The organism is Mucilaginibacter aquaedulcis, from assembly GCF_030409325.1.
Classification (GTDB): domain Bacteria; phylum Bacteroidota; class Bacteroidia; order Sphingobacteriales; family Sphingobacteriaceae; genus Mucilaginibacter; species Mucilaginibacter aquaedulcis.
The window spans coordinates 1,078,646-1,104,378 of record NZ_JAUFPR010000004.1 but is presented as its reverse complement, the minus strand read 5'-3'; the positions used below and the strand labels follow the sequence as shown (position 1 = coordinate 1,104,378).

Annotated in this window: 23 protein-coding genes; 13 read left to right on the top strand and 10 right to left on the bottom strand. The window is 42.2% G+C overall.

Going from position 1 to position 25,733, the window contains the following annotated elements; genetic code table 11:
• Positions 1-8 precede the first annotated feature (8 nt).
• Both QWZ01_RS23275 and QWZ01_RS23270 read right to left on the bottom strand, forming a co-directional pair.
• Positions 9-1,823 carry a sensor histidine kinase gene (locus QWZ01_RS23275; RefSeq protein ID WP_290327633.1) on the bottom strand — a complete coding sequence of 605 codons (1,815 nt, stop codon included), beginning with the start codon at positions 1,821-1,823 and terminating at the stop codon, positions 9-11.
• 285 nt (positions 1,824-2,108) lie between these two features.
• The gene (locus tag QWZ01_RS23270; protein WP_290327631.1) at positions 2,109-2,477 is read right to left on the bottom strand and encodes a DUF3127 domain-containing protein; all 369 of its coding nucleotides are present in this window, start codon (positions 2,475-2,477) and stop codon (positions 2,109-2,111) included.
• Between the two features lie 90 nt (positions 2,478-2,567).
• Here QWZ01_RS23270 and QWZ01_RS23265 point away from each other — a divergent pair, with 90 nt between their 5' ends.
• Both QWZ01_RS23265 and QWZ01_RS23260 read left to right on the top strand, forming a co-directional pair.
• On the top strand, positions 2,568-3,740 hold the full coding sequence (locus tag QWZ01_RS23265; RefSeq protein WP_290327629.1) for a THUMP domain-containing class I SAM-dependent RNA methyltransferase: 1,173 nt from the start codon (positions 2,568-2,570) through the stop codon (positions 3,738-3,740).
• On the top strand, positions 3,741-4,238 hold the full coding sequence (locus tag QWZ01_RS23260; RefSeq protein WP_290327627.1) for a hypothetical protein: 498 nt from the start codon (positions 3,741-3,743) through the stop codon (positions 4,236-4,238).
• 87 nt (positions 4,239-4,325) lie between these two features.
• Here the strand turns inward: QWZ01_RS23260 and QWZ01_RS23255 are convergent, their stop codons facing one another.
• Positions 4,326-6,305 carry an alpha-ketoacid dehydrogenase subunit alpha/beta gene (locus QWZ01_RS23255; protein ID WP_290327625.1) on the bottom strand — a complete coding sequence of 660 codons (1,980 nt, stop codon included), beginning with the start codon at positions 6,303-6,305 and terminating at the stop codon, positions 4,326-4,328.
• Positions 6,306-6,364: 59 nt separating this feature from the next.
• Between QWZ01_RS23255 and QWZ01_RS23250 the strand changes: the two genes are divergently transcribed.
• Positions 6,365-7,216 carry a DUF4198 domain-containing protein gene (locus tag QWZ01_RS23250; RefSeq protein ID WP_290327623.1) on the top strand — a complete coding sequence of 284 codons (852 nt, stop codon included), beginning with the start codon at positions 6,365-6,367 and terminating at the stop codon, positions 7,214-7,216.
• A 34-nt stretch (positions 7,217-7,250) separates the two neighbouring features.
• On the opposite strand, the gene QWZ01_RS23245 is transcribed toward QWZ01_RS23250, so the two are convergent.
• Positions 7,251-8,306, bottom strand: coding sequence for a hypothetical protein (locus tag QWZ01_RS23245; RefSeq protein ID WP_290327621.1), 1,056 nt, complete (start codon positions 8,304-8,306; stop codon positions 7,251-7,253).
• A gap of 253 nt (positions 8,307-8,559) precedes the next feature.
• Between QWZ01_RS23245 and QWZ01_RS23240 the strand changes: the two genes are divergently transcribed.
• From QWZ01_RS23240 to QWZ01_RS23205, 8 genes are all read left to right on the top strand, one after another.
• Positions 8,560-9,615 carry an AAA family ATPase gene (locus QWZ01_RS23240; RefSeq protein WP_290327619.1) on the top strand — a complete coding sequence of 352 codons (1,056 nt, stop codon included), beginning with the start codon at positions 8,560-8,562 and terminating at the stop codon, positions 9,613-9,615.
• 152 nt (positions 9,616-9,767) lie between these two features.
• The gene (locus tag QWZ01_RS23235) at positions 9,768-10,649 is read left to right on the top strand and encodes a DUF58 domain-containing protein (RefSeq protein ID WP_290327617.1); all 882 of its coding nucleotides are present in this window, start codon (positions 9,768-9,770) and stop codon (positions 10,647-10,649) included.
• The gene (locus QWZ01_RS23230; protein ID WP_290327615.1) at positions 10,646-11,614 is read left to right on the top strand and encodes a BatD family protein; all 969 of its coding nucleotides are present in this window, start codon (positions 10,646-10,648) and stop codon (positions 11,612-11,614) included. Before QWZ01_RS23235 ends, QWZ01_RS23230 begins: the two co-directional genes overlap by 4 nt.
• Positions 11,611-12,615 (top strand): vWA domain-containing protein, encoded by a 1,005-nt coding sequence (locus tag QWZ01_RS23225; protein ID WP_290327613.1) that lies wholly within the window; start codon positions 11,611-11,613, stop codon positions 12,613-12,615. The genes QWZ01_RS23230 and QWZ01_RS23225 overlap by 4 nt, the downstream gene beginning before the upstream one ends.
• Before the next feature lie 4 nt (positions 12,616-12,619).
• Entirely contained in the window at positions 12,620-13,660 is a 1,041-nt protein-coding gene (locus QWZ01_RS23220) for a vWA domain-containing protein (protein WP_290327611.1), read from the top strand.
• On the top strand, positions 13,657-14,418 hold the full coding sequence (locus tag QWZ01_RS23215; RefSeq protein ID WP_290327609.1) for a tetratricopeptide repeat protein: 762 nt from the start codon (positions 13,657-13,659) through the stop codon (positions 14,416-14,418). The genes QWZ01_RS23220 and QWZ01_RS23215 overlap by 4 nt, the downstream gene beginning before the upstream one ends.
• A gap of 19 nt (positions 14,419-14,437) precedes the next feature.
• Positions 14,438-16,273, top strand: coding sequence for a BatD family protein (locus QWZ01_RS23210; RefSeq protein WP_290327607.1), 1,836 nt, complete (start codon positions 14,438-14,440; stop codon positions 16,271-16,273).
• Positions 16,251-17,033 (top strand): tetratricopeptide repeat protein, encoded by a 783-nt coding sequence (locus QWZ01_RS23205; protein ID WP_290327605.1) that lies wholly within the window; start codon positions 16,251-16,253, stop codon positions 17,031-17,033. The genes QWZ01_RS23210 and QWZ01_RS23205 overlap by 23 nt, the downstream gene beginning before the upstream one ends.
• Before the next feature lie 229 nt (positions 17,034-17,262).
• Here the strand turns inward: QWZ01_RS23205 and QWZ01_RS23200 are convergent, their stop codons facing one another.
• The 4 genes from QWZ01_RS23200 to QWZ01_RS23185 all read right to left on the bottom strand — a co-directional run bounded on the left by QWZ01_RS23200 (position 17,263) and on the right by QWZ01_RS23185 (position 21,829).
• A complete protein-coding gene (locus tag QWZ01_RS23200) occupies positions 17,263-18,150 on the bottom strand; it encodes a PfkB family carbohydrate kinase (protein WP_290327603.1) in 888 nt (295 codons plus the stop codon).
• Positions 18,151-18,297: 147 nt separating this feature from the next.
• Positions 18,298-19,038, bottom strand: coding sequence for a heavy-metal-associated domain-containing protein (locus QWZ01_RS23195; protein ID WP_290327601.1), 741 nt, complete (start codon positions 19,036-19,038; stop codon positions 18,298-18,300).
• Between the two features lie 112 nt (positions 19,039-19,150).
• The gene (locus QWZ01_RS23190; RefSeq protein WP_290327599.1) at positions 19,151-19,669 is read right to left on the bottom strand and encodes a helix-turn-helix domain-containing protein; all 519 of its coding nucleotides are present in this window, start codon (positions 19,667-19,669) and stop codon (positions 19,151-19,153) included.
• Between the two features lie 201 nt (positions 19,670-19,870).
• Positions 19,871-21,829 carry a vWA domain-containing protein gene (locus tag QWZ01_RS23185; RefSeq protein ID WP_290327597.1) on the bottom strand — a complete coding sequence of 653 codons (1,959 nt, stop codon included), beginning with the start codon at positions 21,827-21,829 and terminating at the stop codon, positions 19,871-19,873.
• A gap of 80 nt (positions 21,830-21,909) precedes the next feature.
• On the opposite strand from QWZ01_RS23185, the gene QWZ01_RS23180 reads away from it, so the two are divergent.
• Both QWZ01_RS23180 and QWZ01_RS23175 read left to right on the top strand, forming a co-directional pair.
• Complete coding sequence (locus tag QWZ01_RS23180) at positions 21,910-22,482, top strand: RNA polymerase sigma factor (protein ID WP_290327595.1); 573 nt, start codon at positions 21,910-21,912, stop codon at positions 22,480-22,482.
• 13 nt (positions 22,483-22,495) lie between these two features.
• On the top strand, positions 22,496-23,815 hold the full coding sequence (locus QWZ01_RS23175) for an energy transducer TonB (RefSeq protein ID WP_290327593.1): 1,320 nt from the start codon (positions 22,496-22,498) through the stop codon (positions 23,813-23,815).
• 135 nt (positions 23,816-23,950) lie between these two features.
• Here QWZ01_RS23175 and QWZ01_RS23170 read toward each other — a convergent pair whose 3' ends face one another.
• Together QWZ01_RS23170 and QWZ01_RS23165 are read right to left on the bottom strand one after the other, a co-directional pair.
• Positions 23,951-24,679, bottom strand: a complete 729-nt coding sequence (locus QWZ01_RS23170) for a DUF4197 domain-containing protein (protein WP_290327591.1) — start codon at positions 24,677-24,679, stop codon at positions 23,951-23,953.
• A 41-nt stretch (positions 24,680-24,720) separates the two neighbouring features.
• Entirely contained in the window at positions 24,721-25,731 is a 1,011-nt protein-coding gene (locus QWZ01_RS23165) for an inorganic phosphate transporter (protein WP_290327589.1), read from the bottom strand.
• Positions 25,732-25,733: the final 2 nt, after the last annotated feature.

Here is a 25,733-nt window from a genome sequence, read left to right as displayed (position 1 = left end):
GCTCCGATTTATGCCAATGAAAACTTAAGTTCAAATTCTGAACCTTTTTCCTTTTCAGATTTTACACTTATGGCTCCGTTAAGTCTTTTTACTATTGTATTTACATAGCTTAACCCTAAGCCAAATCCTTTAACATCGTGCAAATTACCGGTGGGGATACGGTAAAACTGTTCAAATATTTTAGTTTGCTGGTCGCGGCTCATGCCAATTCCTTTATCAGCCACCCGGATCAGCACATGTCCGTTTTTCACTTGGGTGCTGATAGTTATTTCGGGAGTACCAACACTGTATTTTATCGCATTATCTATCAGGTTGTAAAGCACATTTGAAAAATGCAGCTCGTCGGCCACAATAACGGTGTTATCGTCTGTGAGGTTCATGGTAGTTTTGGCTCCAAACTTATGTAGTTTAAGCGCCATACTATCCAGCACAACGGCCACCATATCGTTTACATCAAGCGGTTTTTTATCCAGTTTAAAGTCATTCTTTTCGATACGGGCAATATTCAATACCCGCTCTATATGACTACCCAAACGGGCATTCTCTTCAAATATGATATTGGCCAGGCGCGATACCCGACTTTTATCCTCGGTAATTTCTGCGTCCCTCAAAGCTTCACTGGCTATCATGATGGTTGATACGGGAGTTTTAAACTCGTGGGTCATGTTGTTGATGAAGTCGATCTTCATTTCAGACACCTTCTTTTGCCTTAGAATTGAGAAGATAGTATAGGCGAAACAAAATACAAGTACCAATAACAAAGCGCCTGATGTGCCCACCGTAGCTGTCATATTTCGTAGTATCAATGAATTTTTCTGTGGAAATGCCAGTTTAATCTTACCCGGATCATTGATCACATCTTTACTAAAAATGGGGGTTTGATAGGTGTTAGCCGCGATAAACACAGGCTTCTTCCCTTCATTATCAATAGCACTCGAAAATATAAGCGAATCGTTGCTGGCGGTTGTTACTTCATAGCTAAAGGGCAGGGAAATGCCTTTGTTATGCAATTCAAATCGTAATAAAGAATCTATCCAGAACGGGTTTACGCGTTTTTTCAGGGGTTCGCCGGTTTTGCGGTACTCTTCGGCCAGGTTTTCTATTACCGTGGTTTTACCGCTGTTGAGGTTTTGCAGCGAATCGGTTTCCAGCATCTTTTTGATCTGCGCAACCTGCCGTTCCTTTTGTTTGCGTATCTGATCCTGCTGCCAAAGCGGATTGATCTGAGGTACAGAAATTAATTGCTTGCCAAACTGCGGATCGATATAAACATATCGCAGTGTATCATATTTATGCAGCTTTTTAGGGCGATTTAGGGTCCGGGTAATACGGGTACGTACTATTTGCGGTGTAAACCGCCCATGTACCACGCCAAATTCATCGGTATATTCCTCAACCCTTACCTGAAAATCAACCGTACCTTCCTGCTGTAACAGACTGGCAAGTTCATCATCCATTTTTTTATGCATGATCATCCGCTCAAGGCTATCACGCAGCAGGGCTATTTTTTTTTCGCGGATGCTTTGTTTCTTTTTCCTGAAAGCGTATTGTTCGTTATCGTTGCTTTTTAATTGCTTTATACCGGCATTTACATCATCGCTGGGAACAGAAACGCTTCTTTGCGCTTTGTTGTTTAAAAAGTTAACAGCATCCTGCTTACTAACTTTAGATACCACATTATTAAGCGCTTCGTTAACCGACCGGTCAAAAAGCTCAGATTGCATTTGGTACGATTGCCTTAAAAAGTACAATTGCATGGCCATTACACCCAAAAGTGCAAAAGCCATTAGCCCAATGATCAACCCGATACTTCTTTTCTTCATGTATTAACAAACAAAATTATTTTAAATAAGCACATAATAATTGCTTTTAACAAAATTTAACAATTACCTACGGCAATAACAGTTTGAAATATAGCCCTTTGCTATTTTACCTGAGTAAAATACAAATCAGCCATTATACAATATACAAAAAGGGGATGAGAAAATCTAAAGAAGGCGCATAAAAGGGATATGCAACTAAAAACCCTTTAAAACCCAAAAACTCCCTTCTAATAAAATTAAAAGGGAGTTCTTTATATTAACAATATATGCTATTGTTCGTATGAATTAGAATGGCAAATCGTCATCATCATTTGATGAGCTGATATCTGCTGCAGGTGCTGCATATTCTGGTGTAGTTGCGCTACCGGCGCCTGCTGCCAAAGCATTTACTCTCCATAATTGTAATGAGTTAAAATAGCTTTTTTTACCTGTTTTATCAGTCCATGGGCGGCCTTTCAGGTTAAAGAAAACTTCAACATCATCGCCAACCTTAACAGCATCCAATAAGCTGCAACGATCTTGTATAGCTTCAAACTTTAAATATTCAGGGTATTGAGGGTTCTCAATATATTCAAGTATTAATTCGCGTTTTTTAAGTGACTCAGTTACCTGCACTGTTGGCGACACTTCATATACCTTACCTTTAACTTCCATAATTATCTTCTCAAAAAAATTTAAAATGTAAAGTTAATAGATAAGAAATTAAAATCAGGGGTTTTTAATTCATAAATTCGCAAAATAATCATGCAAGTTTTCCACACCGAAAGTAAAATCATCATCACCTGTAATAAAAGGTTGTCACCATACCTGCAACAGGAAGTTGAGGCACTGGGTTTTACACCAACCCGCGTTTTTCAAACAGGCGTTGAGCTCAAAGGTACCGTAACCGATACCATAGTGCTTAACCTTAACCTGCGCTGTGCCAGCCAGGTATTATATTTATTAAAAAGCTTTAAAGCCGATGACCCAACCCAGCTTTATAACGAGCTGGTAACCATTGAATGGGAAAAACTAATTGATTTTTCGGGTTATTTCTCCGTATCATCTAATGTTAATAACGAGCACATCCTTACCCCGTTGTTTGCCAACGTTAAGGTAAAGGATGCTATTGCCGACAGAATAAAATCAGTTAAAGGCATCAGGCCTAATTCGGGTGCCGAAGCCAATAAAACCCTCATACACCTTTACTGGCAGGATAGCGACGCCGATATATTCATTGATACATCTGGTGAAACCCTGGCCAAACACAGCTATCGCAAAATACCGGGCAAAGCACCTATGTTGGAAGCCCTGGCTACATCAACCATTATGGCTACCCGCTGGGACAGGCAAAGCACTTTTATAAACCCCATGTGCGGTTCAGGTACACTGGCTATTGAGGCGGCCTTGCTGGCTACCGATAAATGCCCGGGCTTGTTCAGGATGAACTATGGTTTTATGCATATTTTAGGATATGACGAAACTGTATTTTTCACCGAACGCCGCAAACTGAAGGATAAATCAAAAAAAGAAACCAACTTCAAAATCATAGCTACCGATATATCTGCCGATGCCGTTGACATCGCTCAGAAAAACGCGAAAACCGCCGGGGTAGAACATTTAATTGATTTTAGCGTTTGTGACTTTGCGGATACGGATGTACCGGAAGATGCGGGCATCGTAATGTTTAACCCTGAATACGGCGAGCGCTTGGGTGTACACTCCAAACTGGAAGCCACCTATGCACGCATGGGCGATTTCATGAAGAAAAAATGCCTTGGTTACCGTGGTTATATATTTACCGGCAACCCGGATCTGGCCAAAAAAATTGGCTTGCGCCCGGCCCGCCGGATTGAATTTTATAATGGTAAGCTTGACTGCCGCTTACTGGAATATGAGCTGTATGAAGGCAGCAAAAGAGAACCAAAAGAAGTATAAATGAAGAAGATTCTGTTTTTAACTATAGCTATTTTATCGTCTGTTTATTGCAAGGCCCAAACCGAACTGGCATTTCCTTTTCAGGGCGGTGCGTCGATTATGAATCATTTTTTTAAAGATAGCCTGATGGTATCGCCGGATATTATTAAAAAGAAAGCTACCGGCACCGCAGTATTCAAATTCACTGCCGATACCAAGGGTAGCATTAAAAAGATCATTGTTTACTATGCCGATGATTATGTTTTAACCGGGCCAATTATTGAAGCACTAAAAAAATCGAACCATAAATGGGTTATTCCTGATCATGAAAAGTTCCATGATTTTATCATCCCTTTTTCCATTAGTTTTAATCCACCTGCAATGGCCAGCAATGCTACCATTAAGGAGGCTTATAAATTTTACAGCCAGCGCAAGCCTATTATATCCTACAATCAGGTACCTCTGGAGTATGCAACCCTACTGCCAACAGTCGTGATAAGTTACGATGTACCTGAATAAGTAGAGCGGCAAGCTATCCCTTAAAAAAATGCCATCCCGAAATGTAGCTAAAGCTATAATCAGGATGGCATTTTTTATATTATCCACTTAATAGGCCAGCAACCTATCCATAGTTTCCTTCAACCTTGCTTTAGCCAAAAACTGGTCTTCCAAGGCCTTATTCATCGGGATGGCCGTATCAAGGCTACCACAGCGCATTACCGGCGCATCCAAATATTTAAAACAGTGTTCGGCAATATGGGCCGCTATTTCGGCACCAAAGCCGCTGGTGAGGGTATCCTCATGCAAAACCAATACCCTGCCCGTTTTTTTTACGCTCGCTTCAACCGCTTGCTGATCCCAGGGCAGCAAGCTGCGCAGATCAATAATCTCAATAGATAATTCCGGATGCTTTTCGGCACATTCTAAGGCCCAGTGTACACCCAAGCCAAAGGTAATTATACTGGCCTGCTGGCCTTGCTTTACCGTATTGGCTTTGCCAATTTCAATCAGGCAATCATTATCGGGCACCTCGCCGCTAATGCTGCGGTAAAGGTATTTATGTTCAAAGTAAATTACCGGGTTAGGATCATCAATAGCGGCCAGCAGCAAACCCTTGGCATCCGCCGGGAAAGCGGGGTAAACCACTTTAAGTCCGGGAGTTTTGGTAAACCAGGCCTCATTGCTTTGTGAGTGAAAAGGGCCGGCACCAGTACCAGCGCCTGCGGGCATACGTATCACAACATCTACGGCCTGCGCCCAGCGATAGTGGGTTTTGGCCAGGTTGTTAATAATTTGGTTGAAACCACAGGTAACAAAGTCGGCAAACTGCATTTCAACAATAGCCTTATAACCATTGAGTGCCAGGCCCATGCCTGCACCAACCACTGCCGATTCACATATTGGCGTATTGCGTACGCGTGCCTTGCCAAACTCATCGGTAAATCCCTGGGTTATTTTAAACGCGCCGCCATACTCGGCAATATCCTGCCCCATGATCACCAGGTTATGATGTTTGCGCATTCCCTGCCGCAAACCATCGCTTATGGCATCAATGTAACGTTTGCTGGTTACTGGTGTGGCGGCAGGCTGCGCTGCGGGAAACCGATAGGGGTAATACATATCCCGAATTTCGGTTTCAACATCGGGGATAATATCTGCTTCGGTATAAACCTTTTCAATCTCAGCCTCAATAAGGGCAGTCATTTCCTTCCTGATCATGGGTACCTCCTCAGGTTTCAAAACTCCTTCGCCAAGTAAATACCTTTCAAAGTTTACTACCGGGTCTTTACCGGCCCACCATTCAAATAAATTCTGCGGAACGTATTTAGTACCCGATGCCTCCTCATGACCACGCATCCTGAAGGTCATGCACTCTATTAAAACAGGTCGTGGGTTTTCACGGATGCTTTGGTTAATTTCATTAATGGTATGGTAAACCTCTAATATGTTGTTTCCATCAATACGTCGTCCCTCCATACCATAGCCTACGGCTTTATCAACAAGGCTATGGCAGCCATACTGTTCGTTGATTGGGGTAGATAGGCCATAGCCGTTATTCTCGATCAAAAATATAACGGGCAGTTTCCAAACAGCGGCGATGTTCAATGCTTCATGAAAATCTCCTTCGCTGGTGGCCCCCTCGCCGGTAAACACCAGGGTTGACCTTTTCCGTTCAGCTAAAACATCGGCCAGTGCAATACCATCAGCCAAAGCCAGCTGCGGGCCCAGGTGAGATATCATACCAATGATCTTGTATTCCTGCGTACCAAAATGAAATGAGCGGTCGCGCCCCTTGGTAAAACCCGAAGGCTTGCCCTGCCATTGTGCCATGAGCCGTGAAAGCGGAATATCCCTTGAGGTAAAAACACCGAGATTACGGTGCATGGGTAAAATATATTCATCATTTTGCATGGCCAGCGTACTGCCAACGGCAATGGCTTCCTGCCCTATTCCTGAAAACCATTTGCCAATGCGCCCCTGCCTTAAAAGGATCAGCATTTTCTCTTCAACCAGGCGCGGCATTAACAATTTTTTGTAAAAAAGTGTTAAATTTTCGTTATTCAGGGTTTTACGGTCAAAAATCATAACGTAAAACTACTGAAGTTTTTAAAACTTTGTATGTTTGGCAATCCTATCTGGAAACTATGAAAAAATTCGGTTTTTTATTGTGCGCGTTATTATTGATGATCGGTTTTGCAGCCAGCTCGCAGGACTACTTTTTGCTGCCGGAAAACTTTTATATGAAGAAGGGCGAAAAGCTTAACCTGCATCTTTTAAGCGGAAACGAGTTTCAAAAGGAGGCCGAATACAAATCTCAAAACGCCAAGATCTCAAAATTCACGTTGTATGAGGGATCAAAAAAAACTGACCTGAATAACCTCCCTAAAGATACTTCGGCCAACATATTGAATTACACACTTGAAAATAGCGGCCTTGCGCTGATAGAAGTTGTAAAAACTGAAAGCATAGAATCTGAAAGAAATAAGTTTTTAAAAAACCTGGGTAACGAAGGTCTTGATAAAATTGCCGAAGATGCTAAAAACAGCAATCAGCAATATTTTGTTGAAAAATCAAACCGTTATGTTAAAACACTGATAGCCATTGATAAAGCTAACGGTAAAGATTTTGACAAACCTCTGGGCGAGGACTACGAGATAGTGATCCAACAAAACCCATATAAAGCCAGCTATGGCGACGATGTAACCGCGCAGATATTATTTAAAGGCAAACCTTTGAAAGATGCTGTTGTAATTGTTTACACGCGCACCATAAGCGGCAATGTGTTCCCGCAAAAATTAAGCTCAGACGGCCAGGGGCAAGTTTATTTTAAACTGAGCCGCGAAGGCATTTACATGATCAGCTCGGTACACATCGAGGCATCAACCGACAAAAACGCCGATTTTGAAAGCTGGGGAGCAACCTTCACCTTCGCTTTTAAAAATGCCGATAGCGCTCCTAACACTTACAGAGAGTTCGGCCTTGGCGATAAGCATTAATGCGAATGTGTAGATGTGCAAATGAGTCTATGAATTAATTTTCCTGAAATTCTACATAACCAAACGTGGTAAGCTGCTTATTGCTGCGGTTAGCATCAGTAATAATAAGCGCTCCTTTACGGTAAAGTGCTAAGCCTTCCCAGTTATTTTTTGGTGCAGGGAAAGCTGAGGTAATCTGTTTCCACTGCTTATCTTTATAATTATTGAGCATTACAATGCGTCCATAGCTGGTGCTTTTCTGTTTCAGGTATGCGGTATCGGCATCCAAACCTGCTTTAAGATCAGGAATGGTTTGTTTGATGTTTTCTTCCTCGTTTTTAAGCACTCCGTTATTCAGATAAGCATTATAATCGCCATTCCAGAAATAATTGATACCATATATTTTATCATCACCGGTTACTGCTATATCTGTTACCCTGAAATAAAGTTGCGGAGTTTCTATTTTCTCAGGAGCTTTTGTAAAATCGATATCAATTAAATAACCACTACCGCCTTTTGGCTCTCCATTGTATTCGTAATACGCCAGCAGTTTCTTTTCATGAGGCAGCCAGGCAACGCTTTCAAAACCAGCGTTATCAACATGCAATGGGCGTTTAAGCGTTACAAAATGATGAGGATCGATAATTAGCTCATTTTTTGCTTCGTTCAGTTTTCCCTTCAATAAAAAGCAGTAATCATAGGTGTCGTTCGTTTCAATGGAGAGATAAACTGTATTGTTTATAATAGCAATGGCCTCAAAGCCTTCATAGTAAGTTTTTACAGAATCGGGCAGTTTATTAAGGTTTTTAACGCTGATAGTACGATAGCTGGTGAGTGCCGTATCTTTCCCGTCAATTACCCGGCCAACACTATCTGCCAATAGGCTGTATATGTAAAAGTCACCATCAAGCTTGGTTTCTTTATAGTTGCCATATTGCGGCTCCAGGTAAACCCGTCCGTTATACATGGTCATCCCCGAAAACTCTTCATTTACACCGTTGATGCTCTGCGGCAGCGGGATATTTTTATAAGCATTTTGCCCATAAACCATACTCAATGAACCAATGCATGAGATGACCAGCAAACTAAATAAACGGGGGATATTAAACATGATACTGCGATAATGTAATATGCGGCTAAAAATAACTAATCAGTTTTGCTTTGCATTGAAAATTAGAGCAATAAATACTCCTTTAAGCAATAAAGCCCAACAACATGCAATTGTTAGCCCAATCGCCTGCTAAAAACCTATATATTTACGGCTGACAACAAAAATTTAACACTTTTTAACAAATAAGCGGGGAATTTTTTTGGCGAAAAAAAGTTTGTGTGTTTAAGTTTGCCTACCGAATTAAAAAGATTGCATGGAAGAATTTAAAAGTAATACCGAAAATGTTTCATCAGGCGCTATACCTGGTAGCTTATCGTATTCAACCGATATCAGGGCGCTGAATGAAATGATACAAAAAGAAAGCGCGTTCATCGACCTCCTGAAAATGGAGATGGATAAAGTGATCATCGGCCAAAAATATATGGTAGAGCGATTACTGATCGGCTTACTGGCCGATGGGCATATTCTTTTAGAAGGTGTACCGGGGCTTGCAAAAACGCTGGCCATCAATACCCTGGCAAAAGCCATACAGGCCGATTACAGCCGTATCCAGTTTACACCCGATCTGTTACCTGCCGATTTACTGGGTACCATGATATATAATCAGAAAAAGGAAGAGTTCATTGTGCGTAAAGGCCCGCTGTTCTCTAACTTTATCCTGGCCGATGAGATCAACCGTGCCCCTGCCAAAGTGCAGAGCGCGTTGCTTGAAGCCATGCAGGAGCGCCAAGTAACCATTGGCGATAACACTTTCCCGTTGCCCAACCCGTTCCTGGTACTGGCTACCCAGAACCCTATTGAGCAGGAGGGTACCTATCCACTGCCCGAAGCACAGGTCGATCGTTTTATGCTCAAGGTAGTGATCAACTATCCGGATAAGGAAGAAGAAAAAAGAATTGTACGTGCCAATATATTACCGGGCGGTATGCCAAAACCTTCGCCTATTATTAAGCCAGAAGAAATTGTGCGTGCGCGCAAAATTGTAAGGGAAGTATACATGGACGAAAAAATTGAGCAGTACATTATTGATATTGTTTTTGCCACCCGTTTCCCTGAACAATTTAAACTGGCACATTATAAAAACCTCATCACCTTTGGCGCATCGCCAAGGGCAAGTATTAATTTGGCGCTGGCTGCAAAAGCTTACGCCTTTATTAAACGCAGAGGCTATGTGATACCTGAGGACGTACGCGCTATATGCCATGATGTGCTACGCCACCGTATTGGCTTAAGCTACGAGGCTGAGGCCGAAAATATTACCTCAGAAAACATCATCACCGGCATACTGAATGTGGTGGAGGTACCATAGATAGAAGCAAGAAATAAGAGACAAGAACCAAGAGATAGTAGTTAAGAGATAAGAATCAAGAGATAAGAAATAAGAGGAGGCATTGTGACAGAAAATTTAATTTTTTGTCTTGATTCCTGATTCTTACCTCTTGATTCTTCTTCACCAATATTATGGCTAAGGATACCAAAGAACTGCTTAAAAAAGTAAGGAAGATCGAGATCAAGACCCGGGGGTTAAGTAACCACCTATTTTCGGGCGAGTATCACTCGGCTTTCAAGGGCCGTGGTATGGCTTTTAGCGAGGTACGTGAATACCAGCTGGGCGATGAGATCAGAACCATTGACTGGAACGTGACTGCACGTTTTAACCACCCTTATGTTAAGGTTTTTGATGAAGAGCGAGAGCTTACCTTCATGCTCCTTATCGATGTTAGCGGATCTGAAAACTTTGGCACCCAGAACCAGCAAAAGCAGGATATAGCCACCGAGCTTTGCGCCGTACTGGCATTTTCGGCCATACAAAACAATGATAAGGTAGGTGTGCTGTTCTTTAGTGATAAGGTAGAGAAATTTATTCCGCCAAAGAAAGGCCGTAGTCATATCCTGATGATCATTCGCGAACTGATTGCTTTTACTCCTGAAAATAAGGGAACAAATGTTGGCGAGGCTCTCAAGTTTTTTACCCGCGCCATCAAGAAAAAATGTACGGCTTTCATCATATCAGATTTTATTAGTCCGGGTTTTGAGGATGAACTCAAGATTGCTAACAAAAAGCATGATATTATTGCTTTGCGTTTGTATGACAAGCATGAGGAAGAGTTTCCAAACCTCGGCCTCGTCCCTGTAAAAGACGAAGAAACTGACGAACTGATTTGGATAAATACTGCCGATGAGGCCGTACGCAAGGCATTCAAAGCAGAGGCGTTGAAAAGAAACGGGCAATTGCGGGAAACCTTTAGCCGCTCGGGAGTTGATTTTACCAGCATCGGCACACATGAATCATATGTTAAACCATTAATGACACTGTTTAAAAAGCGGGAAGGCAAAAGATGATAAAGCGTTTTTTTAAATACGTACTGTTCCTAAACCTGCTGCTTACCGCGTTTGCCTATAAAAGCAGCGCACAAACAGTGCAGGCAGAGGCCAAGCTGGATCGTTTTGCCATTAAAATAGGCGAGCAAACACAGCTTCACCTTATTGCGCGCTTTCATGCCAATGATAAGGTTGAATTTCCAAAACTGACGGATACCATTAGCGGCAAAATACAAATTGTAAGCAGCAAGGCCGATACCTTATTTGACAAAGATGATGTAAGCCTGAAAACCATCAGACACAACTATACTATTACCGCTTTTGACAGCGGCGATTACGTAATACCTTCTTACGCGTTCCATACACAGGGTGGCGATGTTAATACACAACCTTTAAAACTTACTGTAGCCACCGTTATTGTTGATACCACCAAGGCAGCTTATGATATTAAACAGCCGCTTGCTATTTCCTATACTTTTTGGGATTGGCTGCGCGATAACTGGGTATGGATTGTTAGCGTATTGGCCGTTGCACTCATTATTGCTGGTATTATCTATTATCTGAAGAAAAGACCTAAAAAGGAGACAGTGGTTGAACCTCCAGCTCCGGTTGTACCTCCTCATATTATTGCTCTGCAAAAATTAACTGCCATAAACGATAAAAAACTATGGCAGCAGGAACAAACCAAGCAGTACCATACCGAATTAACCGATGTGATACGTGAGTACCTGGAAAGCCGTTACTCAATTCAGGCTATGGAGCAAACCTCTGATGAGATATTTGCCAGCCTGCGTTACATGGAAATTTCTGACGAGAACAGGAACGCGCTCAGGCAGGTATTGATCCTGGCCGATTTAGTAAAATTTGCCAAGGAAAAACCATTGCCTTTTGAAAACGAGCAAAGCATGGATAATGCCGTGGCATTTGTTAAAAAAACACAGCAGGTTTTTCAGCCGCCGGTTGCAAAGGAAGAGGATAAAAAATGAGCTGGTTTAAAGGAATAGAATTTGCCCACCCGGGATTTTTCTGGCTGCTGATCATTATACCGTTAATGGCTGCATGGTATATCTGGAAACAGCGCCAGCTGCAGGGTAATCTGAGCGTACCAACGTTAAAAGGTTTCGCTGTAGGCAGAAAGAGCAATGTGGCCCGTTTCAGACATGTTGGTATTGTGCTGCGCTCATTAGCCATGGCGGCATTAATAGTGGCACTGGCAAGGCCGCAATCGTCATTAAGCTGGCAGGATAGCACTACTGAGGGTATCGATATTATGATTGCCTCTGATATATCGGGCAGTATGCTTGCCGAAGATTTTAAACCCAACCGTTTAGAGGCTGGTAAAAACATCGCTATCGATTTTATCAAGAATCGCCCCAATGATCGTATAGGCCTGGTGATCTTCAGCGGCGAAAGCTTTACACAATGTCCGCTTACCATTGATCATGATGTGCTGATAAACCTGTATGCCGATATTAAAAATGGCATGATAGAGGATGGTACCGCCATTGGGATGGGCCTGGCCACCGCTGTAAACCGTTTACGTACCAGCGATGCCAAAAGTAAAGTGATCATTTTACTTACAGATGGTTCAAACAACTCGGGATCTATACCGCCTATAACCGCTGCTGAAATTGCCAAGCAGTTTGGTGTGCGTGTTTACACAGTTGGTTTAGGCACCAATGGTTACGCGCCTTATCCGGTACAAACGCCATTTGGAATACAATATCAGCGTATGAAGGTTGATATTGACGAGGGTACGTTATCGAAAATTGCCAACATTACCGGTGGTAAATATTTCAGGGCCACCAATAATGAAACCCTGAAACAGATTTACACCCAGATAGACAGATTAGAGAAAGCTAAAATTGATGTAACCCAGTACCGCAAAAAAACGGAAATGTTTTTGCCATGGGCCATTTTAGCCCTGCTGCTGCTATCGCTTGAATTTTTATTAAAAAACACCCTGTTTAAAGGGGCTTTAACCTAATAAAATGCTACGTTTTGCACATATAGATATTTTATGGGGACTGCTGGTTATTCCGGTTTTTATCCTGCTGTTTTTACTGGTAAGCCGGTGGAAAAAGAAGGCCGTTGCTTCGCTTGGTCAAAAAAACGTGGTACGGCTCATGATACCGCAGGTATCGTTTTCAAGGCCCTGGCTTAAGTTCATTTTCTTTATAGTGGCTTACGCCTGTGTTATAGTTGGCATGGCCGATCCGCAGATGGGTTCAAAAACCGAAGAGGTAAAACGCAAAGGTGCCGATCTTATGATATTGCTCGATGTATCAAACAGTATGCTGGCACAGGATCTGGCTCCTAACCGTCTTGAAAACGCCAAGCAGGCCATTGCCCAGCTTATTGATAAAATGCATGACGACCGTATTGGTATCATTGTATTTGCGGGTCAGGCTTATGTACAATTGCCTATCACCACCGATTACTCTGCGGCTAAGCTGTTTTTAAATACTATTAATACCAATATGGTACCTACTCAAGGTACTGCTATTGGGGCGGCTATAGATTTGGGTATGCGGTCGTTTGATTTTAAAAATGGCACCGGCAAGGCCATGATCATCATTACCGATGGCGAAAATCATGAGGACAATGCTGTTGAGGCTGCCACACAGGCTCAAAGCAAAGGCGTAATGATTAATGTAGTAGGTGTAGGTTCGGCGGATGGCGCCCCTATTCCTATGTATAAAGACGGACAGCCGGCCGGTTTCCATACCGACAGTGCAGGCAAACCCGTGGTAAGTAAGCTTGACGAAAACATGGGTAAAGACATATCGGCTGCTGGTGGCGGCGTTTATGTAAGAGCCAATAACTCCAACAGCGGGTTGGATATTGTAATGAATCAGATTGGTAAAGTACAGCGTAAAATGTACGATAGCAAAACGTATAAGGATTTTGAGGACCGCTTCCAGTTTTTCCTGGCCATAGCGCTGGCACTGCTAGTGATAGAGTTTTTCATCTCTAACCGTAAAAATATGCGGTTAAGCGGATTAAAGTTATTTGAAGTAAAAAAGTCATGAAGCAATTTATCATACTCGTATTATTAATGCTGCAGGCTTCTTTCCTTTTTGCCCAGCAAGAAAAAAAGTATATTAAAAAGGGTAACGAACTGTACCAGCAGCAAAACTACAAGGATGCCGAAAAAAGCTACCGCCTATCGGTAGGTAAAAAAGATAAAACAGTTGAAGGTAACTTTAACCTGGGCGATGCCTTATACAAACAAAAAAAATATGCTGAAGCAGGTGCTCAGTTTAATAAAATAGCATCGGGCTCAAATAATAAACAGGTACTGGCAAAAGCTTATCACAACCTTGGTAATTCCCTCTTGGAATCAAAAAAACTGGAAGAAAGTGTAGCGGCCTATAAAAAATCGCTCCTCAACAACCCGCAGGATGATGAAACCCGCTACAATCTTGCTTATGCCCAGGAAAAGCTGAAACAAAAGCAAAACCAGGACAAGAACAACAAAAATAATAAGAACAACAAAGACAAGAATAAAGACAACAAGGACAAGGATAAAAATAAGGACAAAAACAAAGACGATAAGAACAAGAACGATAAAGACAAAAAGGACCAGGATAAGCAGAACCAGGATAAAGACAAGGATAAGCAGAACCAGGACAATAAAGATCAGCAGCAGCCTAACCCAAACAATGTATCAAAAGATGATGCAGAACGAATGCTGGAAGCCCTGAATAACGACGAAAAGCAAACTCAGGATAAGCTGAAGAACAAGAAATTAAAAGGCGCAAAAATGCGTATCACTAAAGACTGGTAAGCGTTACTACAGTAAATAAATGAAAAGAGTATATTCCATAGTATTGCTGTTAATGCTGCAAAGCAGCCTGCTTTTTGCTGCCGATATCCACTTCACGGCCACGGTAAGTAAAACTGAAGTAAGTACTACTGAACAGTTTGAAGTTACTTTTGCCATAAACGGCAACGGCGACCGCTTTACTCCGCCATCGTTCACAGGGTTTTTAATAGTAGCCGGCCCTAATGTATCTACAAGCATGTCGGTCATTAATGGTAACGCTTCATCAAGTATGGAGTATAGTTATGTCCTTATTGCCGCAAAACCTGGCAGCTACACCATTGGCCCGGCCAGTATAGTGGTAAACGGGAAGCAATTGAGCACTAAGCCCATCAACATTAAAGTAGTTAAGGGACAGGCTGCTCCGCAAAATAACAACGCTGCTGCGCCTTCGCAACAACAGCAAAGCGGTCCGGATACCAGGGTTAGCATGCACAAAGCAGGTACCGATATATCCAAATCACTATTTATCAGGGCTGATGTTGATAAAAAGAGTGTTTTTCTGGGCGAACAGATTACATTAACTTACAAACTATATACCCGCGTAGCCATTGTAGGCAGCGAACCCGAAAAGCTTCCTGACCTGAACGGCTTTTACAGTCAGGATATTAAAAACCCTGATCAGAATGTACACTGGCGAACCGAGGTTTATAACGGCTCTAAATTCAACGTTGCCAATATCAAGCAAACCATCCTTTTCCCCGAACACTCTGGTGATATCACGCTTGATCCTATCTCCTTTTTCTTCGTAGTAAGAGAAGCTGCCGGTGCAAGTGATGATGATATGTTCGGTCAGTTTTTTGGTTCATACAACGATGTAAAATATCGTATTAAAAGTACCCCGGTTGTTATTCACGTGAAGCCACTGCCGCTTGCCGGCAAACCGGATGGCTTTGGCGGCGCGGTTGGCCGTTTCTCCATAAGTATGGGTATAGATAAAAAGGAACTTAAAGCAAACGAGGCGCTTAACTACAAAATTAAGATCTCCGGAACTGGTAACCTGAAACTTATTAAACCGCTGGGCACTTCGTTCCCAGCCGATTTTGAAAAATACGATCCCAAAATAGCTGATACGATCACCGAAAACGCTAACGGCCAGTCAGGTAGCCGCACCTATACTTATTTATTGATACCAAGGCACCAGGGTAATTTTACTATTGATCCGGTTAAGTTCTCGTATTTTAACCCAACTACAGGAAAATATGTTTCCCTGCCTACAAAACCATTCCAGATAAAGGTTAACAAAGGCCTTTCAGAAAATAATGTGACTGCCTATTCAGGTGCCGATAAGCAGGATGTGAAACTGCTGAATAAAGATATTCGCTATATTAAACGTGATGATGGTAATATCAGCAAAAGCGGCGAAGGTTTTTATGGTTCAGGATTATACTATAGCTTATTGGTATTCGGTCCATTACTATTTTTAGGCGCATTAGCTTATGGTAGCTGGTATGAGCGTGCCAACAGCGACATGGTGAAGGTAAAGAGCCGTAAGGCCAGCAAAATAGCAGCTAAACACCTGGCCAGTGCTCAGGCGCAGCTGTCGGCCAAAAACTCAAACGCGTTTTATGAAAATGTTTTCAAGGGCCTTTATGGTTATTTAAGTGATAAACTGAATATTGCCGCCGCCGATCTTAACCGTGAAAAAATAGCCGCAGAACTCAAATCCAGGAACCTTGATGAACCCCTGGTCAATGAGCTGCTGGATACACTTGACCTGTGCGATATGGCTCGTTATGCGCCGGTGTCGGGCATATCAGAACAGCAGATATTTGACAAAGCAAAAAACATGATCAATGACATTGAAGATAAAATATAACATGATCAGGCGCATTTTATGCTTGTTGTTCATACTAACGCCGGTATTGGCTTTCTGCGATAGCAGCACATCGGCATTGTTTAAAAAAGGGAATGATCATTACGCTAAGGCCCAGTATAAAGAGGCTATATCATCATACCAAAAACTGGTTGATGGCGGTTACCAATCGGTGCCTGTATATTTTAACCTTGGCAACGCCTATTATAAAAATGGCGATATAGCACCCGCTTTGTTATATTACGAAAAGGCACACAAGCTTTCGCCAGGCGATGACGATATAAAATTAAACCTGCAGCTGGCCAATCTGAAAACTACCGACAAGCTTGATGAGGCTCCTGAGTTTTTTATCAGCAAATGGTGGCATAGCTTTATTCTGGCATTTTCGTTAGGTACGCTGGCTGTGTTAAGTGTATTGAGCATATTAGCTGGCTCAGGGGCGCTTATCCTGTATCGTTTTACCCAATCGGTAGGTGTTAAAAAAGCTTCGTTTTACACGGCTATAGCTTTAGTGTTTTTAGGTCTGTCATTTATTTTTATTGCAGGCAGGCAAGCCGATTATTTTGAAAGCCATCAGCAGGCTATTGTTTTCAGCAATTCTGTTACTATTAAAAGCGCGCCTACCCATACAGCAAAAGATTTATTTGTACTGCACGATGGCACCAAAGTAGAGGTACTGGAGCACAATAACGACTGGATTAAAATCAGGCTTGTTAACGGCAACGAGGGCTGGATTGGCGCTAATGATGTAAGGGATATATAAATTAATCCATTGACTCATTCTGACATGCTGTCGCTTGTCGGCCTTCTCCTTATTAAAAGGAGGTTGTCATTTCGAACGAATGGAGTGAGGAGAAATCTTATACCCCCTTTTAATTCGCTTACTAAGCAGGACAAGATTTCTCTTTCGCATAGCGCTATGCTCTATCTAAATGACTATTTTTATATGGCTAACTCGCTTAACATTTCAAGCGTATTTCACTTGGAATCGATCAATAACTAAAAGTCTTCTGACCAACTTCCAGCAGGTTCAATACATCCTCTTTGGTACCGGTAAATGGCCCTGACGATTCAATTTTAAAGCTGGCCATTGCAGCGGCAAATTCGCCTGCTTCCTGGTATAAAGCACCTTTAGTACGCTGGTATAAATAACCAGCCATATAGGTATCACCACAACCCGTAGCATCAACCACTGCGGTTGGGATATAGGCGGGCACGTTGTAAAACAGCCCATCTGCATAAATTACAGAACCCATGCTGCCCAATGTAATTACCACTTCTTTAACACCCCAATCCGCCAGTACTTCTGCACCTTTTTTAATATCTGTAAGGCCCGTAAGCGCTTCCAGTTCGTGCTCGTTAACCTTTAAAATATCAATGTATTGCAATGCTTCCTTTTTAGCGGGCCAATCAACAGGGATCACATTTTTGTCTTCCACCTTACGTAAATAACCTTGAGCATCCAACGATACCCTGCCGCGGCTGCTCAGTTCTTTGATCAGCTCCACCGGAATATCATCGGCCAGCAGCGGGCCCAGGTGAAATATTTTGGCATCAATATCAACCAGTTGTTCAACAGAAAAAGGATCGGCCTTTTGCAGCACACGCTGCGTACGGTGATCCTGGTTTCCTGAATAAATATTTTCAAAATATACGGTATGAGCACAGGTTGAAGCATGTACTTCGGTGCCTTTGGCGCGCAAGGTTTCTACCACATGCATTTCACTTTCGGCCAGTGAGGTTACCAAAGTGTAGCTTACATCCATATTACGGATAGCACTTGAAAAATAAAAAGATGTACCGCCGGCCATGTGTGCAACCGCCCTCGGTGTCACCACTTTATCTAACGTAATATGCCCTATGCAACAAATATCGTACATGAAGTTTCTGTTTATGATAAATTGCCCTTCCTGTTTCGTATTTAGAGCAAACCGCAAATGTAGGGAATAAGATGCTTTTAAAGTGTATAATGATGGCTACATCCCAAAAAAATGACATACATAAGCGTATGTCATTTTTAAATTTTGTTAAAATACACTTAACAATACTGCCCCGCTCATCACAATCATTAGCGCATCCTCCACTATGGTAACGGTACTCATAGGCAGGTTAAATACCGCCCCCAGGCAGGCACATTGTATCTTTCTTTTGTTCAAAACGCTTTGCAATACACCTATCAGGCTCACGGTCATGACTACAAATGTGATAGCATTCACGGCAAACGGTTCAATATCCAACGCAAAGGCCAAACCCAAACCCAGTTCAATAAAAGCATAAATATATCCCCATGCCCTGAAGCGTTTGGCTACAATGTCATACATAGAGTAGCTATCGGCAAAGCCTTGCAGATTAAGCAATTTGAAGAAAGAAAATACCAGGAAAAACCCACTCATAAAAACACGCATGGCGGTCATGGTCATAAAATGCCCCATGCTATAGCCTGCAACTACTGCTATTACTGAAATATAACCAAATATGAGCAATATGGGTTTGTAGGTAGCCAGCCAGGATGAGTTTTCCTCGCCGATCATTTCCATACTCATATTATGGTGACTATGGGCTGCCTCGCTAAGTTGATATTTTGGATAATCTTTTAAAGCATCCTGCAGTACCGATGTGGGAACATGCGGAGACATAGTAATATCCGCTGTGCCTTCGGCCAGTGAAATGTCTACGTTTTGAATACCTTTTACCTGCGAAAGCAGGGTTTGAACCTTATTTTGACAGCCACTGCAGGTAAGGCCGGCAATTTGATATGTATGTGTCATGATCTCTGATTGATTAAATTAATGACACAAATTTACCTTCAGCGCCTTCCCCAAGCATTACGGAATTATTGATAGATGTTATAAGATTTTTTCCTGCGATGGAAAGATCGCTTTACAAGTCGTCGAGATTTCGGCGGCCATGGCTTTGCAGGTTTTTAAATGTGGATGGTGTCATCCCGGTTACCTGCTTAAATTGCGCCGACAGGTAGGCCACGCTGCTGTACCCAAGCTGATACGCTATTTCTGACAAACTGAGTTCGTTGTATATAAGCAGTTCCTTTACCCTTTCAATTTTCTGCGCGATATAATATTTCTCGATGGTAGTACCTTCAACTGCCGAAAACAGGTTGCTCAGGTAGCTGTAATCATGATTAAGCTGATCGGTTAATATGGTTGAAAGCTTTAATGGAGAAGCTGTATCAGTATAATGAACCAGTTTAATAATCTGTGTTTTGATCTGCTCTATGAGGCGGCTTTTCTGGTTATCAATCATTTCAAAACCCAAACTTTTCAGCTCTTTTGCTAAACCTTCCAACTGCAATGAGGTGGGTGCTTCTTTAAGGGTGATCTCCCCCAGTTCCATGTTCAACGGTTCAATTCCGGCCTTATCAAGTTCGGTTTGTATCGCCATTTTACAGCGGTTGCATACCATGTTTTTTATGTAGAGTTTCAATTTTTAAAATTTACTGCAATTTACATATAAATGATAAGCACTGCATTGATGGCGCGTTCTCAATAAACTTTTTGACAAAGAGAAGATAACGCCGATAATGCATAAGCGACTGCACTATAATTATAATGCAGCCGCTTATATTCTCCTTTAAAATTGACATTACTCTTCAGATGCCAACGTCTTGTTTGGGTTTAATAATTTGGCGCTTTCGGCCAGTTTAATAAACTCGGCCCGGTAACCTTCAGCATCGTCACCTTTGGCGGCGCGGGCCATTTTAATAGCCTGATCATAAGTAGCATGTTGCTTAAACTGCGAATCGCGCAACAGCATACCAAACTCGGCAACAGCAGCCGCAAACCTGAAATCGGTTGAGGTTGAATTTAATGCAAGCGGTTTATCATACACCTCCACATGGCTCATTTTACTTACCGATGAGGTTGGTTGTTTATAGCGAAACTTAATGGTCAGCATTTCATCAGATATATTGGTATACTGCACGGGCTTCGGTTTCTGATATTTAAGCGGATCTACACTTCCCGAATAATCATCTTTAACTCCGGCAGGTATTATTTCATAAAACGCCGTTACCGTATGTCCCGATCCCATATCCCCGGCATCCTTTTTATCATTGTTAAAATCCTCCTTATTTAATGCCCGGTTCTCGTAGCCCACCAGCCGGTAAGCCTGTACTTTGGCGGGGTTAAATTCTACTTGTAGCTTTACATCTTTTGCAATAGTGAACAAGGTGCCGCCAAACTCGCTGATCAGTGTTTTACGAGCCTCTGTAATGTTATCGATGTAGGCGTAGTTACCGTTGCCTTTATCGGCAAGGGTTTCCATTTTGCTATCTTTATAATTACCCATACCAAACCCTAAAACAGACAATGATATACCGCTTTCCCGTTCTTTCTCTATCAGCTTTTCCATATCATCATCACTTGATGCCCCAACGTTAAAATCACCGTCGGTAGCCAGCATAACACGGTTATTGCCGCCTTTCATAAAGTTTTCCTGTGCAATTTTGTAGGCCAGCTTAATTCCTGCTCCGCCTGCTGTTGAGCCACCGGCCTGCAGGTTATCAATGGCATTATTAATTGTGGTCTTTTTATCGCCGGATGTTGCAGGTAATACTACACCAGCTGCACCGGCGTATACTACAATGGCTACCTTATCCTTCGGCCGTAACTGGTTAACCAGCATTTTTAATGAAGATTGTACCAGAGGCAATTTCGTTGGTTCATCCATTGATCCAGAAACATCTATCAAAAACACCAGGTTTGAAGCCGGTAATTTATCTGTAGCAATAGTTTTGGCCTTTAAACCGATACGCAATAAGCGGTGATTACTGTTCCATGGAGCTGCGGAAAGTTCAGTATTAATGGCTACAGGCTCATTGCTTGTAGGGCCTGCCAGGTTATAATGAAAGTAATTGATCATTTCTTCTATCCTCACCGCATCTGCAGGAGGTAATTGCCCACTGTTAATAAAACGCCTCACATTGCTGTATGATGCCGCATCTACATCAACAGAAAAGGTTGATAGCGGTTCGCTTTCGGTAGTCTTAAATCCGTTTTCGGTAATACCCTTATAGCTTTCTGTATTTTCAGCAGGTGGGGGCATCATCATCATATCATTGGCACTGTAGCGGCGGATGCTGTTAGTCCCTCTTATCATCACTTTGGCAGCCGGTGCCGATGCAACGCTAACTCCGGCAAGCTTTCCCTGTAGTCCTGCCACTGGTGCCGGGTTAATACTTGTTACTGCACCTGTTAAATCTTTTTTCTTTTCGGAACCATAACCCACTGCTACCACTTCATTCAATTGCAGGTTTGATGCCTGCAGGTAAACATCAATAGTATTGTTTTTTCCAACTTTTACTGTTTGTGTTTCAAAGCCAATAAAACTAAAGGTTAAACTGGCTTTACCTTCAGGCACATCAATGTTGTAATGCCCTTTTACATCGGTAAGTGCGGCGGTCTGCGTGCCGGTTATCAGTACGTGCACACCCGGCAATGCAGATTTGTTGTTATCATAAACCGTTCCGCTAATGTGACGGTTACCTGCAGATTTAAATCCTGTAAACCCCGCAAGTATTAAAATGAATAGTAGCTGTTTCATATCCTGATCTTTTTTTAATAAGGATGTAATAGCTGCTTAATTTCCATAAACGGTTTAAAAAATTTATTTTGCGCTTTTTAATGACCAATTTTATCAAACCAAATAAACTGAGTTCATCAACTGACGACGAATTGCTGTCTGCATACCGCAACAACGGCGACCTAACTATATTAGGTCAGCTTTATGAGCGGTACATGCCTTTGGTTTACGGTATTTGCTTAAAGTACCTCAAGGATGAAGATTTAGCCAAAGACGCGGTGATGGGCATATTTGAAGAACTGGTTATGAAAGTACAACAGCATAATATCACTGTTTTCAGAAGCTGGTTATACGTACTTGGGCGCAATTATTGCTTGATGCAGTTAAGGACTGATAAAAAGATGGATGTAGTTGCTTTGGATGAAGTTATGGAATTTACTCCTTTACTGCATCCTGATACTAACAACCGCGAAGAAGCTTATAAAGTTTTAGAAAACTGTATTGATAAGCTAACCGGAGGCCAAAAACAAAGCATTGATCTGTTTTATTTAAAGGAAAAGTGTTACAAAGAGGTGGCCGATATTACCGGGTTCAGTTTAAATGAAGTAAAGAGTTATATACAAAACGGCAAACGAAACTTAAAAATTTGCCTGGAGAAGAGCAGTGAGGAATAAACAAGCAGACATATTGCAGATAAGGAAGTACCTGAATGGCGAACTTAATGCCCCGGCTATGCATAAACTGGAGCAAGAGGCTCTTGATGACCCATTTTTGATGGAGGCTTTGGAAGGGTATGAAGCCAATGGCAAAGACCAGCAGGTTAATTTAAACCTCATGACCGAGCGCCTGCATCAACGTACTGAGCAAAAAAAAGGCCGCATCATTCCCTGGAAGGTGTGGTCAATAGCAGCATCTGTGGTGATCATATTAGCTATCGGGGGGCTATGGCTTAAAAAAACACCTCCCGCTGAGCAAAAACAAACCGCTAATGCTTTACCTGCCGACAACACCAAAATTGAATTACCTAAAGATACATCACCTACTTCTACTTCTGACGTTAAAGCTAAAGCACCCTTAGTTGCCCAGAACGAAGTAGTCTCTAAAGAAACCTCGGTAGTAAAACCAGCCGTTAAGCCATTAGAGAAAAAGTCTGTGTATCAGCAGGAAATTTCAGCGGCTGATGCCAGTATGCCTGCTTCTGCTCCGGAAACTAATGTTGCGGCAGGTTATTCCGCACCTCCTGTTAAAGCTCAGGAAGAAAAAAAAGATAATACACAGCAGCTAAGCGAGGTAGTGGTGATGAATTATACCTCAAAAAGCAAACAGGATAGCCTGGATTATCTCGCCGCTAATAATAAAACCAAAGCTTCCGGAAAACCTGCCACAACCATGTTACAGGGAAGAGTGAACGGAGTTACCGCAGTACCTGCAAGTCAATCAGGAGCACAATATGATCCGCGCCGTATTGCCGGTATCATAACCTCAAAAACCGATGGGGCGCCGGTAATTGGTGCCGCTATAAGGGTTAAAGGCACTAATAAATCAACCGTAACCGATACTAAAGGATATTTTGCTTTGCCTGTATCTGGTGATAACGAAACATTGGATATTGCCTCCATAGGCTATGAACGTAAACAAATAAGCGCAAAAAGAGGGGACAGCGTAAAAATTGAACTGAAAGAGATTGGTGGTGCACTTAGTGAAGTGGTAACAGTTGGCTACGGTACTAAAAAAACTACCGGTGCTCATCCGCAAATTGGTTGGGACGACTTTAAGAAATACTTGCACGATAACGCCAATTTACCGGATGGTACCGAGGGCTCTGTAAATGTAACTTTCGTAGTTAATTCTGATGGTACAGTAAGCGATTTCAAAATTAAAAAGAATCTTAATCCCGCAGCCGATCAAAAAGCAACAGACCTCATAAAAAATGGCTCGGCCTGGGTAGGTAATACCAATGGCAAACCTGAAACAGTTAATGTGAAGGTGAAATTTCAGAAGCAATAGCGGATAGTTCAGTTAAAGATTAATACTAAGGTTTCAAGTATAATTTAAACTAAACAAAACTTTGTCATTCTCAGGAACGAAGAATTTCTACTCACTATAGATCCTTCGTTCCTCAGGATAACAAAAGCAGTTTTCTCAGGATTTCTTTTTATCTGCAAAGGCAAATACCTTTTGCAATAACGGGGTGCTGCGAGCGCCTAAGTTTGAGCGGATATTCAATTCCTCTTTGGCAATCTCCATAAATAATCCATCAATAGCTTTTTGGGTAGCATAATCACTAATATCTGGGTTAAGCTTTTTTACAAAGGGCACCTTATTATAAGTTAACGCAGCATCTGTATAATATTTGGTTGCATTAGCTTTGTTTAGGCTGGTTTGAATCACCGGCTTAAATTTGGCAGTTAACTGGGTGGTAGTAGTACGTTTAAAATATTGAGTTGCGGCATCTTGCTTACCCAACAAAATATTGCTTACATCTTGCAGGGTCATTTGCTTAAGGGCATCAACAAAAATAGGCTTAGCCTGCTTGGCTGCATCCTCTGCCGCGCGATTAAGGGATAATATAACGTTATCGCACAATTTACCCATACCTAAACTGCGCAAGGTTTTTTCGGCCTTTTGCGCCTCGGGAGGGAAAAGTATTTTAACAGCAGCGTTACCAAAAAAGCCATTCACCGACGAAAGCTGATCAGAGCTTTTATTTGTGGCAATTTCAAGCGCCTGTTTTAACCCGTTGCCTATCTCTAAGTTGGTTGGGATAATCTGTACAGGTGTAGCGGCCATGGCCGATTGATGAAGCGTATCAACACTGGCAAAAGTTATGAACGCCAGCAAGCCTGTTATTACTAAAATTTTTGATTTCATAGGTGGTTAAATTTAGTAAAAAAAGCAGGAGATGAAAAAGGCTATCCTATCACTCTTAACAAAGCAAATATACCGGCAGCAATGAGAGCCGAGATTGGAATGGTAATAATCCAGGCCCAAACAAGGTTAATAGTTACACCCCAGCGTACTGCCGAAACCCGTTTGGTTAAGCCCACACCAATGATTGAACCGGTAATAGTATGCGTGGTTGAAACCGGTATACCAAAACGCTCTGTGATAAACAGGGTTATAGCACCGGCGCTTTCCGCGCTCACACCCTCTAATGGGGTTACCTTGGTAATTTTTGAACCCATGGTTTTAACGATCTTCCAGCCACCAGACATGGTACCTGCTGCAATGGCCGAATAACAGGCCAGCGGGATCCACTCGGGCATTGGGGCTCCGCTCTTGATTACGTTTGATGTAACCAGCGTTACGTACAATATACCCATTACCTTTTGGGCATCGTTACCACCGTGAGCATAACTTAGGGCAGCTGCCGAAACCAGCTGTAATCTTTTAAACCAACGCTCGGCAACAGCCGGCCTTGCCCTTTTACATATATGTAGTATAAGGATAGTTACAATATAGGCTATGGCCAAACCAATAAAAGGCGCCAGCACAATGTAGGCTATAATGGTAAGCACATAGTCCATTTCAATGGCTTTTAACGGGTTTACGTGCATGTAAAGCGCATTTGCCATACCTGCTCCCGCAAAACCGCCTATCAGTGTATGCGATGAGCTTGAGGGGATACCAAACCACCAGGTGATCAGGTTCCAGGAAATTGCAGCTATTAAGCCGGCCAGTATTACATGTATGGTAACAAAGTGCTCCAATACAATTTTTGATACGGTATTGGCTACCTTATGATCTTTAATAAAAAAGTAGGCGATAAAATTAAATATGGCAGCCATTAAAACTGCCTGAAAAGGGGTTAGTACCTTAGTTGATACTATAGTGGCAATTGAGTTGGCAGCATCATGAAAACCATTGGTATAGTCAAACAAAAGGGCAAGAACAACAACAACTACGAGTAGGGAGGTAACCATCT